At 48.8% G+C, this 18,112-nt stretch carries 20 protein-coding genes; 1 reads left to right on the forward strand and 19 read right to left on the reverse strand.

Going from position 1 to position 18,112, the window contains the following annotated elements:
* Positions 1–45 precede the first annotated feature (45 nt).
* The 12 genes from FO446_RS22130 to FO446_RS22185 form a co-directional block, all read right to left on the reverse strand.
* Positions 46–1,773 carry an ABC transporter permease gene (locus FO446_RS22130; RefSeq protein ID WP_173612019.1) on the reverse strand — a complete coding sequence of 576 codons (1,728 nt, stop codon included), beginning with the start codon at positions 1,771–1,773 and terminating at the stop codon, positions 46–48.
* 14 nt (positions 1,774–1,787) lie between these two features.
* Positions 1,788–2,864, reverse strand: a complete 1,077-nt coding sequence (locus tag FO446_RS22135; RefSeq protein ID WP_237899074.1) for an ABC transporter ATP-binding protein — start codon at positions 2,862–2,864, stop codon at positions 1,788–1,790.
* A 123-nt stretch (positions 2,865–2,987) separates the two neighbouring features.
* Positions 2,988–4,112, reverse strand: coding sequence for an extracellular solute-binding protein (locus FO446_RS22140; RefSeq protein ID WP_173612021.1), 1,125 nt, complete (start codon positions 4,110–4,112; stop codon positions 2,988–2,990).
* 24 nt (positions 4,113–4,136) lie between these two features.
* A complete protein-coding gene (locus FO446_RS22145; RefSeq protein WP_237899076.1) occupies positions 4,137–5,315 on the reverse strand; it encodes an ROK family protein in 1,179 nt (392 codons plus the stop codon).
* A gap of 724 nt (positions 5,316–6,039) precedes the next feature.
* On the reverse strand, positions 6,040–6,321 hold the full coding sequence (locus tag FO446_RS22150) for a hypothetical protein (protein WP_173612023.1): 282 nt from the start codon (positions 6,319–6,321) through the stop codon (positions 6,040–6,042).
* A gap of 208 nt (positions 6,322–6,529) precedes the next feature.
* On the reverse strand, positions 6,530–7,411 hold the full coding sequence (locus FO446_RS22155; RefSeq protein WP_237899077.1) for a LysR family transcriptional regulator: 882 nt from the start codon (positions 7,409–7,411) through the stop codon (positions 6,530–6,532).
* Positions 7,412–7,639: 228 nt separating this feature from the next.
* Positions 7,640–8,761, reverse strand: coding sequence for an aminotransferase (locus tag FO446_RS22160; RefSeq protein ID WP_237899078.1), 1,122 nt, complete (start codon positions 8,759–8,761; stop codon positions 7,640–7,642).
* Positions 8,762–8,789: 28 nt separating this feature from the next.
* Positions 8,790–9,839, reverse strand: a complete 1,050-nt coding sequence (locus tag FO446_RS22165) for an ornithine cyclodeaminase family protein (RefSeq protein WP_237899079.1) — start codon at positions 9,837–9,839, stop codon at positions 8,790–8,792.
* 130 nt (positions 9,840–9,969) lie between these two features.
* Positions 9,970–10,701 carry an IclR family transcriptional regulator gene (locus tag FO446_RS22170; protein ID WP_173612027.1) on the reverse strand — a complete coding sequence of 244 codons (732 nt, stop codon included), beginning with the start codon at positions 10,699–10,701 and terminating at the stop codon, positions 9,970–9,972.
* 27 nt (positions 10,702–10,728) lie between these two features.
* Positions 10,729–11,418, reverse strand: a complete 690-nt coding sequence (locus FO446_RS22175; RefSeq protein WP_056491238.1) for an amino acid ABC transporter permease — start codon at positions 11,416–11,418, stop codon at positions 10,729–10,731.
* Positions 11,419–11,483: 65 nt separating this feature from the next.
* Positions 11,484–12,296: an ABC transporter substrate-binding protein gene (locus tag FO446_RS22180; RefSeq protein WP_173612028.1), complete on the reverse strand. Its 813-nt coding sequence runs from the start codon at positions 12,294–12,296 to the stop codon at positions 11,484–11,486.
* Positions 12,297–12,371: 75 nt separating this feature from the next.
* Positions 12,372–13,094, reverse strand: a complete 723-nt coding sequence (locus FO446_RS22185; RefSeq protein WP_173612029.1) for an amino acid ABC transporter ATP-binding protein — start codon at positions 13,092–13,094, stop codon at positions 12,372–12,374.
* Positions 13,095–13,307: 213 nt separating this feature from the next.
* Here FO446_RS22185 and FO446_RS22190 point away from each other — a divergent pair, with 213 nt between their 5' ends.
* Positions 13,308–13,907 carry a hypothetical protein gene (locus tag FO446_RS22190; RefSeq protein WP_173612030.1) on the forward strand — a complete coding sequence of 200 codons (600 nt, stop codon included), beginning with the start codon at positions 13,308–13,310 and terminating at the stop codon, positions 13,905–13,907.
* 33 nt (positions 13,908–13,940) lie between these two features.
* Here the strand turns inward: FO446_RS22190 and FO446_RS22195 are convergent, their stop codons facing one another.
* The 7 genes from FO446_RS22195 to FO446_RS22225 all read right to left on the reverse strand — a co-directional run bounded on the left by FO446_RS22195 (position 13,941) and on the right by FO446_RS22225 (position 17,969).
* Complete coding sequence (locus FO446_RS22195) at positions 13,941–14,756, reverse strand: metallophosphoesterase (protein WP_237899080.1); 816 nt, start codon at positions 14,754–14,756, stop codon at positions 13,941–13,943.
* Positions 14,753–15,304: a riboflavin biosynthesis intermediates N-glycosidase gene (locus FO446_RS22200; protein WP_237899081.1), complete on the reverse strand. Its 552-nt coding sequence runs from the start codon at positions 15,302–15,304 to the stop codon at positions 14,753–14,755. Before FO446_RS22200 ends, FO446_RS22195 begins: the two co-directional genes overlap by 4 nt.
* Positions 15,305–15,325: 21 nt before the next feature.
* Positions 15,326–15,439, reverse strand: coding sequence for a DUF1963 domain-containing protein (locus FO446_RS22205; protein WP_269137342.1), 114 nt, complete (start codon positions 15,437–15,439; stop codon positions 15,326–15,328).
* 225 nt (positions 15,440–15,664) lie between these two features.
* Positions 15,665–16,015 (reverse strand): DUF6463 family protein, encoded by a 351-nt coding sequence (locus tag FO446_RS22210; RefSeq protein ID WP_173612034.1) that lies wholly within the window; start codon positions 16,013–16,015, stop codon positions 15,665–15,667.
* 25 nt (positions 16,016–16,040) lie between these two features.
* The gene (locus FO446_RS22215; RefSeq protein WP_237899082.1) at positions 16,041–16,235 is read right to left on the reverse strand and encodes a hypothetical protein; all 195 of its coding nucleotides are present in this window, start codon (positions 16,233–16,235) and stop codon (positions 16,041–16,043) included.
* Positions 16,232–17,416, reverse strand: a complete 1,185-nt coding sequence (locus FO446_RS22220) for an ArsA family ATPase (protein WP_173612036.1) — start codon at positions 17,414–17,416, stop codon at positions 16,232–16,234. The genes FO446_RS22215 and FO446_RS22220 overlap by 4 nt, the downstream gene beginning before the upstream one ends.
* A 76-nt stretch (positions 17,417–17,492) precedes the next feature.
* Positions 17,493–17,969: a MarR family winged helix-turn-helix transcriptional regulator gene (locus FO446_RS22225; RefSeq protein WP_173612037.1), complete on the reverse strand. Its 477-nt coding sequence runs from the start codon at positions 17,967–17,969 to the stop codon at positions 17,493–17,495.
* Positions 17,970–18,112: the final 143 nt, after the last annotated feature.

Raw genomic sequence — 18,112 nt, forward strand, 5'->3', positions numbered from 1 at the left:
CTGACATCCACGTGAAGCCCTCCTTTTTCACGAAGGCATCCAGCTTTACACGGCAGTTCCCGCCTTATCTCCGGTCAGTTTTCTGGAGATGAACAACACGATGATGATGACCACGATTTGCAAGACACCATAGGCGCAAGCGGTGCCAAATTCATTACTGTACATGCGTTGGAATACAGCGACAGACAATGGCGTTGTCTTCGGTGTGAAGATCAGAATCGAAGCCACGAATTCCCCGATACACTGGACGAATGCCAAGAGCGTACCTGCGAGAATTCCACCCCAAGCCATCGGGAACACGACACGTCTAAAGCTGTACCACCAGGAAGCACCCAGATTTCGCGCAGCCTCCTCAACAGATGGGTCCATCTGCATCAAAGTCGCATTGGTAGAGCGAAACACAAGTGGCAGATGTCGGACAAAATACGCCAACGGGATAATCCAGAATGTTCCGATCAAAACCTGTCCAAAGCTGAATGCATTCGGCTCACTGAACGCTGCAATCAGGTTGATCGCCACGACTGTCCCTGGCAATGCCCATGGTAGCATGATCAACACATCCAGAAGCGTTTTCCCGCGAAACTTGAGGCGAACCATGGCATATGCCGCAGCTACACCGAAAATGACGATCCCGATTACCGCGATCGCAGACAACTGCAAGCTGTTGAGAATTGGACGCCATGTCTTGCTATCCGTGAACAAATCCATGTAATGCGACAAGGTATACTCAGGAGGTAATATTTGCACCGTCCAGGTACCATCTACCGAGAAGGAGATGAGTACCAATACGAGAATTGGCAACATCAGAATGATTGTACCGATAAAAGACAGCACAATCGTGGTGTAGCGTCCCGCTTTGCTCTTGATCTCGGTACGATGCACGCTGACCCCTTTGCTCAAGTTCTGGTAGTTGCGCGCGCCTTGGTACCAACGCATGATCAAAAGAAAAGCCACAGAAACGATCGAAAGAATCGTAGACTGTGTCGCAGCCATGTCCAAATCTCCATTGGTGCGAGACAGATAGATCTGCATCGTCATCGTCCGGTCAATGCCGAAAATGAGCGGTGCCGTATAAGAAGCCATCGAAATCATGAAAACCAACAGAGAAGACGCGACCATGGCTGGCGTGAGCATCGGCAAAATAATACGCCGCCAAACCGTAAAGCGATTCGCTCCAAGACTGGCTGCCGCCTCTTCCAAGGACGGGTCGAGCCCCTTGATTGCTGCTGTAGCTGTCATGAAGAAGTAGGTGTACATCGTAAACGTATGAACGACGACCACACCCCACATTCCTTTTAACGAGAAAGGAACCTGGGCAAGCCCGAACAGCTCTTTGATCGCCCGTGGGATGATTCCGCTCTCTCCGTACAAAAAAGTAAACGAGAGAACACCAATCAGTGGAGGCAACGCCATCGGAACCAAAGCCAGCACAGAAAGAATTTTTCGTCCCGGAAACTCATAGCGCTCCAATAAAAACGCCATCGTAACCCCGACAATTCCGCACGTAATGACACTCAGAACCGATATGTAGATACTGTTCCACAACGCTTCCAGGTTGGCGGTATGCTCCAGACTGAAAAAGCGAATGTAGTTTTTCCACGTAATTTCCTCATCGATTTTGATACTCGCAACGAACGTTTCGAACAATGGATAAACGACATACGCCAACAATATTAAAAAGAGTGGCGATACCAGCACGTAGACGAAGGCGGGTGAAGCGGTGATGGACTTTCGTCTGGCTGCTGTCGGCGCTTGCTGCAACTCTGCTCTCAAAAGCTTCTTCCCCCTTATCCGGCAAAATAAATGCTCTCTTTCGGTATATGTAGGCCGATGGCATCGCCGCGCTGTTTAATCGGTCGTCCCAGGTTGATGGACATGCTGCGCAGGCTCTCACTTCCTACTTCCGTGACATAATTGACACACGCCCCTGTAAATTCAGACATGACAACAGAGCCTTTCACTACATTTTGTCCCTCATTGCCTGTACTCTCCAGAACGGATTCAGGACGAATGGACATCGTTACTTTCTCCCCGACAGACAGCTGTGCACGTGGAGAGGCATTTTCCTTCAATCCGCTAAGCATTTGTCCAGAAGCTGTGCGAACCAGCACTTCATCGCCGTCAAATCCTGTAACTGTCCCTTCCCACAGATTCGTCTCGCCGATAAAAGAAGCGACAAAACGGTTTACAGGACGATGGTAAATCTCATGCGGTGTTCCGATCTGCTGCACTTCTCCGCTCTGCATGACCATAATCCGGTCTGACATCGACATCGCTTCTGCTTGATCGTGCGTGACGTAAATCGTCGTAATTCCCAGCTCCAGCTGGAGTCTCTTGATCTCGAAACGCGTCTCTTCCCGAAGCTTCGCATCCAGATTGGACAGCGGCTCATCCAACAGCAGAATCTGCGGCTCGATGACCAGCGCCCGTGCCAGTGCTACCCGTTGCTGTTGTCCCCCGGAAAGCTGATCAATGCGGCGTTCGCCATAGCCCTCCAGACGTACCAGCTTCATGATCCGTTCTACGCGCTCTTTTGCATCTGTTTTGTTCACCTTCCGAACCTGCAAGCCAAACGCGATATTTTCAAAAACAGTCATGTGCGGGAACAACGCGTAGTTTTGGAATACCATCCCGGTATTGCGCTTGTGGGGAGGAAGAGATGTAACCTCCTGTGATCCAAAGCGGATATGGCCTTCTGTTGGATAATAAAAGCCGGCAATCATGCGCAGGGTAGTCGTTTTGCCGCAGCCACTCGGACCGAGAAAAGTAAAAAACTCTCCTGATTCGATATGAATGTGCACATCTTCGACCCCTTTTGCTTGGCCAAACCTTTTGTAAACGTGATCAAGTGTTACGCTGCTCATCGGGTTGTGTTTCCTCCTTCATCGCGAGTCATTTCAAGCTGACGGCCGTTTTCAAACAACTGCTATAAGTGACTAGACGGAAAGGACAACGCCTTCCCGCCTAGCTGCTTGAAAAAATCTTCCTTACTTCTTGCCTTTTCCCTTGATGTTTTCATCCCAATGCTGCATCCACTCTTTTTCTTTTTCAGCCATGACAGCCCAATCGAGTTCCATTGGCTTTAGCTCGAGATTTTTCATGAAGTCTGGCAATTGGTCCTTGCTGATGTCTGTACGAGATGGGAACTGGAAGCGTTCCTTCGCCAATTGGGCGGCCATTTCAGGACTCATCAAGAATTCCATAAACTTTTTCGCCGCATCCAGGTTTTTCGCGCCTTTTACGAGAGCCACGCCGTCTACGAGAATCGGTGCCCCGCTCTTCGGATAAATGAAGTCATACGGATGATTGTTCTTTTTGCTTTGGATCAGAACGTCTTGGAGGTTCCACAAGGAGATGACGCCCTCTTGACGATCCAGCTTCAGATACAGGTTTGTCGGGTCTTGTGTGTACTCTTTTGTATTGGCATCGAGCTTGGTCAGCCATTCAAAACCTTTTTCAGGAGTATCCGCCCCTTGACGGAAGATCATTGCGGAATAAATAGTACGCATGGTGCCGGACGGCAGTACGTTTCGGATCACGATTTTGTCTTTGAATTTCGGGTCGATCAATTCGTCCCAATCTTGTGGCGCTTCTTCTGGCTTCATTACCTGCGAGTTGTACATGATGACCTCTGGCAAAAGCATTTCGCCGTACCAGCGATCTTGCGGATCTTTGTACAAATCTGGAACCTTGTCTGCAAAAGTCGGCTTGTAAGGCTCCAGCAGATCTTCATTGGCTGCTGTCGCTAGAGCAGATTGGGTACCGCCCCACCAGAAGTCAGCCTGCGGGTTCGCCTTCTCTGCACGGACGCGCTCCAAAATTTGTTGGGCACCCATCTCAAGTGTTTCTACTTCAATGTTCGGGTACTTTTCTTTGAATTTTGGCAACACGATTTCAAAAATGTTTTTGTCCCGTCCGGTGTAAATCACCAGTCTTTGTGGGTCACCCGATGAATCAGCAGGTTGAGCAGCCGTGCCAGATTGGCCGCCTGCGCTGTTGTCGGCAGGCTTTGCTTCCTGTCCTCCACTGCCGCACGCAGCTACAGTCAGAGCCAAGGAGCTGACAAAAACGCCCTTCATCCATGTTTTCAGCTTGCTAGTTGTCTTCTTCAAAATGAACTCCCCCTCTTGTTCTTCTCACTCTTTGTCAAGCAGTCGTGTGAAAGGAAACGCTTCCAAAACGCTGTGGACAGCACCAATCAAACCAGCGCGCTCCCCCAGACTTGCTTTTTCAAGATTAGGCACCTCAGGCACCCATTCTCTCAGCCATTCGTGAATTTGCTTCACCCCTTCACCATCGACGTGGACCATCTCCCCGCTCAGGATCAATATTTCCGGGTTCAAAATACTGATGATGTTCGCCATTCCGTACGCCCAATGTCGATACACATCCGCAAGAAGCTCCTTTGCTTGTGCATTTTGTTTGGCGTGCCGGATCAGCTCTTCTATGACACTCGACCCTTCCTGAAGGTCAGAGAGAAATCCCTTTGCCTGCTCTTGGATGCCCGGAATCGAATAATGCGTCTCAAACACGCCTGACGCGCCATTCGGGCGATTATGTACCGGGCCGATCATCATGAAGCCGATTTCTCCTGCTGCCTCACGACTCCCCCGATAAAACTGCCCATCCAAAATAATCCCGGCCCCAATCCCCGTTCCTACATACATGTAGACGACGTTGGTATGGCCGACCCCTGCTCCACGGACGTACTCGCCCAGTGTCATCATATTCACGTCATTGTCGATAATGACGGGCAGTCCGAGTCGCGCTTCGATGGTCTGTTGAATCGGTGAACCCATCCACCCCGTGCTGGGTGAAAAGCTAACGGTTCCACTGCCACGCTGTGTGACGCCTTGTAAACCGACGCCCATTCCGAGCAGGCGCTCTCGCGGGATGCCGCTTTCACACAACAAGCGATCCAGTCCGGCTGCCAAATCTTCGATGACAGTTTCGCCATTCGCTGGTTGTGCCAGCCGTTTGCGATAGCGAGCCAAGAACTCGCCTTTCATATCTGCGATAGCCATCTCCAGGGTAGAGCCTTCAAAAATTGCCCCGGCAATGGCGTACGCCTGGTAGTTGTACTCCAACAAAATCGGCTTGCGGCCGCCTTTGGAATCGCCCATTCCTACTTCTTGCAGGAGTCCTTCCTGGATCATTTCATCTACAAGGGCGGAAACACATGGACGGCTCAGCTGGGTCTGTTTGGAGATATCCGCACGGGAAATCTGCCCGTGCAAGACGACCTGCTGTAATACTTCTTCTTTATTCAGTTTTTTCACGAGTTTGCTATTACCTGTTTTTTTGGGAGCTTGCACGCTTCATCGATCACCGCCACACAGTTAGTTAACATTACTAACAAAGATAACCAAATTATAGACACGGCAGCACCCAATAGTCAAACAATTTACATTTGTCTTTCAGATATTTTTTGGTTTTTTAGTGTATATATCCCTTGTTAAAAAATACTAAAAAAAGAGTCGTCACGCTGTTGTGGTGGGGAGGAAACAGGAGAAAACACTCAGATTCTTGTCCCACCCGCTGTGGGATTCACTGCCCGCCTCCATGCAAAAAGCGAAACCGCGTCCAAAGTAGTCCATTCAGGATGTGTTTCAGAGGTGGACGCTTAAGGGCGTGTTTCGCTTTTTGCATTCCATCTCGGTCGGTGTACCAAAGATCTTCGCTTATTTCTCCTGTTTCCTCTACGAGCCTCCAGTGTTAACCGGGTTTTAGAAGCCTTAAAAGATGGAAGAATGTGTTCAGTTACGACAGAGAAGAATATTTCCAGACGTAGCGACTTGTGGAGTCCTACCGAGCGGAGAAGCGATTAGCGGGTAAAAGAAACGCAACGTGCCCGCGCGACGTAGCGGCTACCACTTTTGCGTTTCCCCGCTAGTCGCTTCGAAGCGGGCAGTCTCAACCCCCAGCGGGACGGAGCCTGGAGCCTAGACTGGAAATATTCTTCTCCCCACCGCAGCCACTGCATTCAGAAATATAAAAAAGCACATCACCCTCTACGGGGGAATGTGCTTGGAACGTCCTCTATTCGTCTATGTATCCAGCGACTCCTTTTTTAATCAAGTATTCCATCTCTACATCCAGGATCTTCTCGACGGTGATCTCATCCAGCTTCACATCTGACTTACCCATGACATAATCTACGAGATCATCAAAATCAACGTCGACATCACCTTTTGCATCTGCCTTCGCACTGTTCATGTACGCTTGCTCATGCTTGAGTACGATCCTGATTTTTTCCGGGTCTACTTTTGTTTTCGAAGCTACATGCGAAACGAGTTCGGTTTCGTTTACTTGCTTACTCATTTGTTGTCATCTCCTATTTCTCTTACCTTCTGTCATTTTACACTATCATTGCGGAAGAAAATATTGTTTCCAAGAGACAATTTGCCCTTATGTCGAGTTGGGTATTCGGGTAATCACTTTCTGTGAACCAATAAAATCGAAAAAGAAGTTGGGAAAAACGAAACTGTTTTTCCCAACTTCTTTACTTTTGAAGGACTTCTTAGGCTGCCTACTCTTCTCTTACGGATAACCAGATGTCTTTGACGAGCTCCATGAAGGTTTGGATTGCGGGTTCTTCTCTTCGGCGCCCCAGACAGACCAGTGATGCTTCTGCTTTCTTGGAAAAGCGGTACAGCTCAATTAGTTCTCCTGTACGAAGTTCTTTTTCCACTAAAACCGTACTGAGCAGGGCTATGCCTGTTTGATTCAGGACTGACCGTTTGATCGTTTCTTCGCTGCTACATTTAATGACAGAAGGTGGGATGTAGTTTAACTCCAACAGGCATTGGGTAATAAATTCATCGAGATTGCACCCCTCCTGATAGGACAAAAAAGGAAAGGTCACGAGTGCATCTGCCAGAGTTTTGTCCTTCATCAAATCAGGAGAAGCAATCAAAGTGAATTGTTCTAAGTCCACGACACTGGAATGAATACCTGGGTGCGAGGTGGTGCCCGCAATGATCCCAATATCCGCCTCGTGGGCTTGGATTTTTTTCAAGGTCTCCTGACTGGTGCATGAAATCACCTGTAGATTGACCTGTGGGTGTGTCTCCACATATGCTTTCAGAATTTGAGGCATGTATTGGATGCAATAAAACTCCGGGGCCGCCACGACCAGCGGTCCTACAGGCATGTCTAAGTAATTAAGTCCCTCCGCCATGTGCTGGAGAACGTAGAAAAGCTGATCCGTATGCTGTTTCACTATTTTTCCGGCCGGTGTCAAAAACGTGCGCTTGCCTACCCGATTGAGCAAAGGATGTCCCAATTCCCGCTCCAATGCTTGAATCTGGAGAGTAATCGTAGGCTGGCTGTATCCGAGTTGCTCTGCAGCCTTCGTCAAGTTCAAATGCTCGGCAACGACCTGAAATGTCTTCAGATTGCGTAACTCCATAATTGATTATCCACTCCCTCACCGAACGACACCCATTCTTCCTGTAAGTGCGTGTTCAAAAAGTCGGCTTTTTGAACAACCTCTGTTAGAAAAAGTGTAGCCGAGAGTGGCTCTATGTTCAACCGATATACCCTATGCGTGCTTCTCTATAATCTCCGCCAGCTTGCTAGCATCTACGTTACTGCCGCTCACGATCGTCAGTACCTTTTTGCCAACCCACTTTATCCCTTATTTCCGTGACTCCAAAAACTCCGATACTTTTGCCAGACCTACTTTAAGCACTTCCGTCGAGCAGGCGTACCCGATTCGTACCCACCCTTCCATGTCAAAGCAACTGCCTGGTGTCAAAAACGCCCCTGTCGTTTTAAACAGGTCAATGCAAAACGTTTCCGAAGGGATATCCAGCTCGTACTTGAGCATTGCGGTTGTTCCTGCCTGCGGCTTTACGTAAGAGACCAACGGCTCCTTCGCCACCCACTCATCGAGAATCTGCAGGTTGTCGCGCACGATCTTCAGGCTGCGCTCCATAATCTTGTCACGGTTTTTCAGTGCATGGACAGCCAGCATGTCATCCAGCATCCCGCAGCTGATGGTCGTATAATCGCGGTGCGTAAAGCAGCTTTTGATCACATCCTGAGGTGCTGCAATCCATCCCAGACGCAAGCCCGCCAACGAAAACACTTTGGACATGCTGCTTGTCGCAATCCCTTTTTCGTACAGGTCAACGATGGATGGTACCACAACCTCCGGGTCTTGGTGCAAATTTCGATATACCTCGTCACACAACAGGTAGGCATCAACGGAGCGGGCAATCTCTACGATTTCTCGCAGCAACCCTTCACCCATCAAAGCTCCGGATGGATTGTTCGGATTGTTGATACAGATCAGCTTGGTCTTGTCTGTAACGAGCGAGCGCAGCTCATCCAGATCAGGCAGAAAATCATTTTCCGGCAAAAGTCTGAGCAGCTTGACCTGCGCTCCGAATGACTCCGGTACCGAATAAATTTGCTGATAGGTCGGATGAACGGTAATGACTTCGTCACCAGGCGCAACGAGCGAGAACAAGGTAAGAAAATTCGCTCCAATCGCCCCGTTCATCGCCAAAATGTTCTCGGGCTTCATCGTTTGATACATACTCGCGACGAGGATGCGGAATTCCGGTGAACCCTCGATATGTCCGTATGTCAGCTTCTTCTGGGCCATCTCGCGGAAAAAATCCTCCGGCTCATCGGAAAGGCGAATCAACTCTTCTACCGTCAGTGAATCAACGCATGTTTCGGCAATATTGTAAACTGCCTCCATCTCGTAAGCGTTCATCCATTCTTCTACTTTAAAAGGTGCAATTCTCATCGTCGTTCCTCTCCTTATCCTTTCACTTTTACAGATCAACTATCGTACCTACACCGCGTTTATCCGCCACTTTCAAAATGTGTGCAGCTGTAAGTAAATCTTGGAACGCGATCCCGGTGCTATCAAAAATCGTGATTTCTTCTACATGTTGTCGTCCTTGGGCATTACCGGAGATGACATTGCCGATCTCTGCTGCGATATCGCCTTCTGTTATCAGACCCTTTTTTACAGCTACCTTCGTCTCTCCCAGGCGTACAGCCTGTCCTACATCATCAACGAAGACGCGCGCTTTTGCAAAAAGCCGTTCATCGATTTCCTGTTTTCCTTCCATGTCTGCCCCTATGCAGGTAATATGCGTCCCCGGCTTCACCCACTCCGCTTGGATCATCGGTTCACGTGAAGAGGTTGCGGTGATGATAATATCTGCTTGTCTAGTCGCTTCTTCGAGGTTGTCCACTGCAATAAACTGCACGTCACAACGGCTGGCAAACCGCTCGTACAATTCTTCTGCATATTTGGAGACGAATCTGGTCAATAAGCTTTCTTTGATGTTGGCGGCAAAGCTTTGCGCCTTTTCTGGTGATCGCGGATTGCAGATGTACACCCGCTTGATCTCTGTCATCGTCATCAGTGTCGCCATGATTTGAAAAGGAGCCTGATGTCCCGTCCCGACAATCAGCAGGTTCTCTGATTCGGGACGTGCCAAATACTTTGCCCCGATTCCACCGGCAGCTCCTGTACGCATACAAGTGATGTGCTCTCCACTCAAAATCCCCTGCGGTACGCCAGTTTGGCTATCCAATACCATCACCGTACCCACTAATTGTGGCAGGCCTTTCTTGTCATTGTCACCGAACCACGAGACGAGCTTGAGTCCAAATATATCGGCTTGGGGCAAATGACCGGATTTGATATCCATGTCGGCTTTCCCCTCTACGAACTCATGAAAAATGAGCGGAAACAACGTCGCCTGCTGACTCGATTTCATTTGATAGGCTTGCTCGACCACTTCAATCACGCTGGCCATATCCAGCACATCTTCCGTGGTTTCCTGATTGATGACGCGAAATGGAAACATGTCTATCTTCCCTCCCCACTGTTTCTTTCACACTAACACAGTTTTTCAGGGCGAAAAAATTGAAAGATCCAATGGTTCCTATTAAAAAAAGCAAACCCTCCACCAACAGATGCTGGAATGGAGGGTTTGCTTATGCTCCGCCGATTCTTGCCGAAATCGTCGCAGCCTGACGCTTCACTTTTTCGATGAGTTGGGGCAATCGATCTTCTGTCACCCGAAAGCACGGAGCATTGATCGAGAGCGCTCCGACGAGTTGATTTCCGTAGCCGATGATCGGTGCGGCAACTGCCATGGTGCCTTCCGTCTTCTCCTCGTAGCTGATCGCATAGCCACTTTTCTTGGCTTCACTCAGCTGCTCCAAAAATGACGGCTGCTTGTCTCGGGCAAGCTGGGCGGAAACGACTTTTGTAATCGCATCCTGTTTCAAATACGCGAGAATGATTTTACTGGGGGCGCCGATTGTGAGAGGTATCCGCTCCCCCAGGTTCTCGTCGATGCGTATCTTCAGTGGACTTTCTACTTTTTCGATCGGCATCGAATCCGTCCCCGCCAATACGTTGAGGAAGATACTCTCCTCGACTTCATTCGCCAGCTCCTCCATGAAAGGTTTCGCCACAGCCCGCAGGTTCAGCTTTTCATGCAGGATAAAACCGATTTCCATCCACGTATATCCCGGTTTGTAATGCTTGGTGACTGGATCCTGCTCAACCAATCCGAACTGGATCATGGATTCGAGAAAACGGTGGAGCGTACTGATTGGAAGACCTGTTGCGCTCGCCAGCTCCGAAATCGGCCAAGCATGTTTTTCGTCTGAAATCAGTACCCGAATAATTTTCATCGCCCGTTCGACTGATTGAACCATCCTTCTTTCGTCCTCCATGACATAAAGTTACGCTGCAACACTCGTGTTATCTTTCGTTTGTTTAGTGGGGGCTTTTCCTTTGGCAAGTCTTGCTTCCAGCTTGTTCACGAAATACGAGAAGATCATGATCAGCACGAGATAGTACAACCCGACGACCATATACGTCTCCAACTGCTTGTAGTTGGAAGCTGCTTCACCGAGGCCCGTTCCCCATAAATCCTGCATCCCTACGTAGGCGACCAACGACGAATCCTTCAACCCGATAATGAACTGGTTGCCAAGCGATGGGATCGCCCGACGGAACGCCTGCGGCAAAATGATTCTGCGCATCGCCAACGGATACGACATTCCGAGTGATCGGGAAGCCTCCATCTGCCCGCGATCGATTGACTGGATGGAGCCTCGGAAGATTTCTGCAATATACGCACCATTATGAACCGCAAGCGCGATGGCCCCTGCCCAAAACTGGGACAATGTCACCATATTCGCCAAGCCGAAGTACAGAATACAGATTTGCACAATCAAAGGCGTTCCACGAATGACGGTAATGTAGGTGTGTGCGATGTAGTTCAACACTTTGGAATCGGATATTCGGAAAAAGGCAATGACAAGACCTACCCCACAACCGAGGATCAGGGCAACTGCCGTCAACTGAACCGTGAGCCATGTCGCTTTTAGAAAAAGGGGATAACTGGATAGAAAAATATCAATAATCACGTTCAATCCTCCTCACATGAAGCGTTAAAAAGGGGGGCGTCCATCACGGACACCCCGTTGCCCACTCACTGTTTTTGCAAGATATTGCGACCAAACCATTTTTGGCTGATCTTTTCATAGGTACCGTCTTTGACGATCTCATCCAATGCCTTGTTGATCCGCTCCACTGCCTCCTGGTCACCCAAGCGCACAGCAATCGCTTGCTCGTCAAAGCTGAGTGGTTCACCTACATCAATCACTTTTCCGCCGCCTTCTTTAATGAAACGCAAGCCTACTACCTGGTCGGTAATCACAGCATCGAGACGTCCTGTCGGCAAGTCCAGCAAAGCGGTGATATCGCTATCATACTGAGTAATTTTGTCTTCATCGGTCAGCTTTTTCGCCCAATCCAAGTAGTTGGATGCTTTCACGACACCGATCTTTTTGCCTTTCAAATCCTCTTTGCTCTTGATCGCTGTATTGCCTTCTTGCACGAAAATTTGCGAACCGGAACGGTAGTATGGATTCGTGAACAGAACAGCTTTTTGGCGTTCAGGTGTGACGGTCAAGCTCCCGATGACAGCGTCGTATTTTTTCGCGTCCAGACCGGGGATGATCGTTTCGAATGGATTGGTGATCGGCACTGCATTCATGCCCATTTTTTCTGCCAGCGCTTGTCCGATCTCTACGTCAAAGCCGGTCAATTGCCCGTTTTCCTTGAAACTAAACGGCTTGTATACGCCACTCATGGCGTACGTAAAATCTTTCTTTCCCCCGTCTCCAGAAGCTTGTCCACCTGCTGCTGGCGCACTTTCCTGTGATCCACAAGCCGAGAGCAACAACGAGCCTACCAGAACAGTGGACAACAAAATTCCAGACCATTTTGCACGTTTTTTCATTGGTGATTCCCCCTGTATTCATCTCTATTATTCGTGATCAAAAGACGCCTTTTTGAACTAGCTTTTTCGTGGATTTTAACGGATGCTGCCTAAAAATTGCTTGGTACGATCATGCTGCGGATTTTCAAAGAATTCTCTCGGCGGTCCTTGCTCGAGGATTTGCCCATCGTGCATGAACACCGCCCGATCTGCTACTTCACGAGCGAAGCCCATTTCATGCGTCACGACGATCATCGTCATTCCTTCTTTGGCGAGCTGCTTCATGACCTGTAACACTTCACCGACGAGCTCGGGATCGAGTGCAGAGGTAGGCTCATCAAACAGCATGATCTTCGGCTTCATCGCTAGTGCCCGTGCGATGGCAACCCGCTGCTTTTGTCCACCGGAGAGCATGTCCGGGTAGACATCGGCTTTGTCCTGCATATTTACTTTTTTCAGGAGCTCATACGCTAATTGTTTGGCCTCTGTTGGATTCATCCCTTTGACGTGAACAGGTGCCTCGATCACGTTTTCTAACACGGTCTTGTGCGGAAACAGATTGAAGTGCTGAAAAACCATGCCGACCTCGGCTCGGAACTGATTCAGATTCGTCTTGTGTGGATCAATCTGCTGACCACCGATTCGAATCTCTCCGCTGTCATAAAATTCCAGAAAATTCAAACATCGGAGTAAAGTACTTTTGCCTGAACCACTGGCCCCAAGCAAGACGACAACTTCCTTTTCTTCCACCGTGAGCGTAACGCCCTTCAACACGGTTAACGGGCCAAAAGATTTGACAAGCTGCTTAACCTCAATCATCCTGCTATCCCCCATTTATCTCCCGGATGAATTGCGTATTAGTTTTTCCGAATACCGGAAATGATTTCTGATTTAAATTATAATTATATATTTTCTGATATTCAAGAAAAATATGTTTTATTGAATAAATATTCATGATAGGAATATGGAATAGTTTTCCTCCTTGCGTGGAATGAATAAACGGGAGTGTTTTATACATCAAGGAGGACCGTGATGAAAGCAGCAACGTATTTCTCTGTAGGACTCATCATCATTTTTCTGTTCTCCGCCTGTTCACTGCCAGGTCCACAAGCAGCACCACCGCCACAGCAAACGGCTCCATCTGACCCTGAACGAGAAGTGAAAAGACCTGCAACCGATGAGATCAAAGGTCGAACCATAAACAATCAGTTCACGGTGCCGATCCCGATCACCGAGACATTTACTTTTACCATTCCGCCCTCTTGGACAGGAAATTACATCGTGAAGGAGTTTTCATCAACACCAAAACGTCCGCCTCGCCAACAGCCACTGGAGGGCAAGCTGGATGTGCCGACGAAATACGAAGTGCATTTTATGTTCGCTCCCAACCAGCGAAAGGAGGAACAATCCTCACTCCTTACCATTTTTGTCATGACGGTACCCCATTGGAATCACCTGTCCCAAATGGAAGGACCTCCGCTGGGGGATGTACTGGAACAAACACATGGGCTTGTCTACGCTGTTTCCTTGCCCCAGTCCAATCCGTATGATCCCGCAACTCCAGACGGGAAGCTGTATGGGCAGATGGTCATGTCGCTTGATCAGGTAAAAAATGCATTTTCCGTTCAGTAGATAGAAAAAAGTGGTCGACAGCACAACGTCTGCTCAACCACTTTTTTTCGTAAAGACAAATAGCTTCCCATCCGCGTTTAACACTTGTGTCCCTTGGGCAAGCTCGATCCAAGACCGCTCCCAGTGAACATGCCCACAGCAGACGAGTACTGGAGGATACTGCTGCAAGCACTCACGAATTTCAGGCAAGCCTTGCAGATCGAATGAAGGCTCATCCGGACCTTGATGAAGTAACAAAATGTCAGGCTGCTTCCGAAGCAGTTCCCGCATTCCATTCAGGAACTCCTTCCTTTCCCTCCGATTCGGTTTATCCGCACGACCTACGATTCCACCCAGGCCCGCAATACGGAGCTGGCTGACTTGCACCATTTCAGGATCATTGATTACGGTGATGTCTGCCATGCGTTGAAGCTGTGCGAAGGAACCAGAGTCAAACCAATCGTGATTGCCAACAACCCCGACCACCTCTCCAAACTCGCGTTGAAAGGCCTGCCATACGGAGGAAGGGTCCCCGCTACTTCCCCGTTTCCAAGGATCGGCATACAAGTCTCCGCATAGCAAGACCAGAACGCGTTCCCTTGAAATGGATGACTTTTCGATCTGGAGTAACAGTGATACTATCTCTGGCAACGCTTCGCCAAGCAGTACCTGCTGCTGCCCTTGCCAAGACTCTATCACCCCTTGCAGATCGGAAGTAATGATGATCGCCTCATAAGCTTCAGGAATATTCGCCATTTCCCCAAAAAAGATAGGCAACATGCTCGGAACAACACCTTTGCCATTCGCGCCTGCTGCTAGATAGGGAACCTGCTCGACGGGTTCTTCTCCGATTTTGGTAATCCGAATCACGAACGCAACTGCTCCCTGACTGCCATCAATGCAAAACCGAGCAAATTTTCTCCCCGCCATTTCTCGGGCTGTTCCGCATGCGGATGATCTTGGGCCATCCCGATTCCCCATATCCGATCATAAGGACTCGCTTCGACAATAATACGGTCACCTGTTTCCAAGAGGTATGCTTTCAAATCGGCATGCTGGCTGAATTTTAACAGGTTTGCCTGACGTACAATCGCCGTCTTGTTCGCATTCCACACAGCCTCGTCAAAGGAATAAACCTTTCGTCCCAAATCCTTCGCTTGTTTTGGATGGCTTTTCTTGAGTATTTCATCACGGATGGCAAGATCGCCGAACAGCTCAGCCTTTTTCGCCATCATGTAATGCTCAGCGGTCAGGTACGTGATACCGTCCTCTACAAATGCGGCCGGATACCATTGGCTGAAGCAAGATTTATCGATCGTGCCAGACTCCTTCTGTGTATGTCCCCAAAAGAACAAGTATTTCACTCTGGTCTTTTGTGATTCTTTGATTAAGGTTTGGACGTCATGTATGTGCGCCATCGTTGTATCCCCATCTTTCTTTTATAAACAATCCCATGTATACGAAGCCTTTGAAAAATCCCGACGAAGCAGATCCTCCCTGCGAACGAAGAAGTTGCCCACTCCGCTATCTCCCCACGAGACATAGCTGAAAATTCACCGCCTGTGGATCTCGATGAGGGACGTACTGCGACTCTAGTTTTCCTGTCAGCTTGTATGGCCCACCTAGTACCGGACTGTACACATCAGGATCCTCTGGTGTAAAGGGGGGGTTATTTGCATCTAAGAAGTTCAAGGAAGATCACCTCGGATATTGAACCATATGGAAAATGGTTACATTCATTTTATCTGAACCATCTACCTATCCGCAAATTTCTTACATCACTTGCGCAGCAGGATGCCAGCCTGTGGTATACCAAGCCAGAAGCCAGAGGTAGGCATGGCAATTACCCCGACCACACATATCCCGAGTAACGTCCACCCAAAGGCAGCTGGCGTCTCCATTCCCTTCTTTTTCATCAGCCAATCCGCCATATATCCGAGCAACATCAACAAAAAGCCAAACATCAGAAACCAGAAAGCAGCACCCTCTTCTTTCCCTACCGCATTCCAAAAGCCGTTTACGACGATCTGCTGAAGCGGCTCCGCGTATAAAAAGAAACCAACAACCGTATGCAGCAGTCCTGTAATGATTAGAGTGAAACCCATTTGGCGCTTGATCCCACTTACCATTTCAATTCTCTCCTCTCAAGTTGGCCTATTCCTTAGAAATGTTGATTTTATGAGCTCTCGGACGGTCTTGTTCATCCTGTAACACATCAATCATGCTGTCGATCACTGATCGCGATGCGAGTAGCCATTCTTGCCAGGCATTTTTCACATGGCGCTCTGTTCCGTACTGTTCCATGTTCGTAAGAATTGTCAGCACCCGATTCAATCCAGTACCTCTCAATGCTGAGCAGCCCCTTCCCTTGCGCTAAAACGAATGATCAGCCGATCTTCCGCATATTTCGCTCCTGTAACCCGTCGTCCCATTAATACGCGTGGCAAGATGACTTTTCGTTTGTAGGCACCTGCATTTACGGTCAATTCATCCCCTGTTTGCGTTAAATCCAAGGCTGCTTTATCCACAAAAGGAATCATCAGCTCCAAATGCAGCTCGCCGTCCACTTCTCGAATCAGTTCCGTTCTGCCCTGATAAAGCCTGGCCGATGGGTCTTCTGTTCCAAAAACGATATCTGCCAATTCTTCTAAAACAGGAAGCCCAATCACTTCTTTTGGCATCATCGGTGCTTTCAAAATCGGCAGCGGCTGAAAGTTTTCCACGATTTCGTTCTCATACTTTCGTTGCAGTTCTCGCCAGTGGGCAAAAAAGCCTTCTCCTGCTTCGTCCGGAAGCACCCGATTCACGATGATGGCATCCGTATTGAACCCGAACAGATTCAAGTACGTGAACGATCGCTTTGCTTCCGCAAGCACCATTTTCTCCGGGTTTACTACGATCCTCACTGATGTAATCTCCGGGTCCAAAACAATGTGTTGCATTTCCTCCAGCCCTCGAGCGAGCTGCTCGACACTGTCTAGTACATCATCAGAAGGAAGCTCTACTTTGTTGACGATCTTGGCCACTGGGCGAACCAGTTTGATTAGCTTGCGCTCGGTCGGAAAAATTTTCTCCAGCCACCAATTCAATACATTCGGATAACTAAGCAGGCGCAGTGTTTCCCCGGTTGGGGCACAATCCACTACCAGGACGTCGAACTTCCCGCTCATAGCGTGTTCCTTGATCTGTAGTAAACTGAACATTTCCTCCATGCCAGGAAAAACGAGCATCTCTTCCGTTGTAATATCAGTCAGCTGTGCTTTGTCGAGCAGTGTTGTCAGCCATCCCTGAACGGCTCCCCAGTTGCGCTCGGTTTCCCGCAAGCTGTTTACTTCCTGGCCCCATAAATTTTCACTGATTGGTACGGGATCTGGACCGATCACAGTCCCCAATGAATCTGCCAAACTGTGTGCGGCATCCGTACTGAGTACGAGTGTCCTCTTTCCCTGCTTTGCCAGCTTCACAGCCGTTGCTGCTGCAACACTCGTCTTCCCAACCCCACCTTTACCGGTGTAAATGACGATTCTCATCTCGACTCTCTCCTTCACGATCCATTTAATACGATTTCGTAGTAATTAGACAAAAAAAGAAGCAGGCTCGATCAGACTATTCCTCAATGTTGATCTTGATGGAACGAACCTTTGTTTCACGAGGCTTGACAGGTCCTCCGTCCTGAAATACCTTGGCGGCTTTGAGTAAAAGGGTAGTGAATTGCTCCATTTCTTCCGGCGTAAATGCCTCTTGAAGCCTTCCCAGCATCGTCAGCATCATTTGCTCCGATTCTTTGGCGAGCTGTTTGCCTGGTTGTGTTAGCGTGACGAGCTTCACCCGTTGATCCTCTACAGAGGTAGCCCTCGCGATGTATCCCTTGCGTTCAAGCCGTTTCGCGATGCTAGTCATCGAACTAAGCGGCGCCCCCATCTCCGCAGCCAGCTCTGACATCGTCAAGTCTCCGCGGAAAAGCAGGATGAGGAGGGTCGACAAATCAGAGCGAGTCAGTTTTTCTTCCAGCTGCATCGTATCGGACATAAAGGCGAACGGACGTAAACCGGTTTTCAGAAAGAGGTCGTATAGTTGATGCATACCGGCGACTCCTTTTAGTACGATTTCGTAGTAATTTCTATCTTCAATTTATTACATATTTTAGGGAATGTCAACAGGCGTAAAAAGTATACCATGCTGGGCTGACGTACATATTAAAACTGTTACAAATGACAGGAGGAATC

Source organism: Brevibacillus brevis (assembly GCF_022026395.1).
GTDB lineage: Bacteria > Bacillota > Bacilli > Brevibacillales > Brevibacillaceae > Brevibacillus.

Bases quoted from the DNA above. Each gene is read 5' to 3' on its own strand.
- FO446_RS22135 (WP_237899074.1), bottom strand. From the start codon at position 2,864: ATGAGCAGCGTAACACTTGATCACGTTTACAAAAGGTTTGGCCAAGCA.
- FO446_RS22150 (WP_173612023.1), bottom strand. From the start codon at position 6,321: ATGAGTAAGCAAGTAAACGAAACCGAACTCGTTTCGCATGTAGCTTCG.
- FO446_RS22155 (WP_237899077.1), bottom strand. From the start codon at position 7,411: ATGGAGTTACGCAATCTGAAGACATTTCAGGTCGTTGCCGAGCATTTG.
- FO446_RS22160 (WP_237899078.1), bottom strand. From the start codon at position 8,761: ATGAGAATTGCACCTTTTAAAGTAGAAGAATGGATGAACGCTTACGAG.
- FO446_RS22165 (WP_237899079.1), bottom strand. From the start codon at position 9,839: ATGTTTCCATTTCGCGTCATCAATCAGGAAACCACGGAAGATGTGCTG.
- FO446_RS22170 (WP_173612027.1), bottom strand. From the start codon at position 10,701: ATGGTTCAATCAGTCGAACGGGCGATGAAAATTATTCGGGTACTGATT.
- FO446_RS22180 (WP_173612028.1), bottom strand. From the start codon at position 12,296: ATGAAAAAACGTGCAAAATGGTCTGGAATTTTGTTGTCCACTGTTCTG.
- FO446_RS22185 (WP_173612029.1), bottom strand. From the start codon at position 13,094: ATGATTGAGGTTAAGCAGCTTGTCAAATCTTTTGGCCCGTTAACCGTG.
- FO446_RS22190 (WP_173612030.1), top strand. From the start codon at position 13,308: ATGAAAGCAGCAACGTATTTCTCTGTAGGACTCATCATCATTTTTCTG.
- FO446_RS22200 (WP_237899081.1), bottom strand. From the start codon at position 15,304: ATGGCGCACATACATGACGTCCAAACCTTAATCAAAGAATCACAAAAG.
- FO446_RS22210 (WP_173612034.1), bottom strand. From the start codon at position 16,015: ATGGTAAGTGGGATCAAGCGCCAAATGGGTTTCACTCTAATCATTACA.
- FO446_RS22220 (WP_173612036.1), bottom strand. From the start codon at position 17,416: ATGAGAATCGTCATTTACACCGGTAAAGGTGGGGTTGGGAAGACGAGT.
- FO446_RS22225 (WP_173612037.1), bottom strand. From the start codon at position 17,969: ATGCATCAACTATACGACCTCTTTCTGAAAACCGGTTTACGTCCGTTC.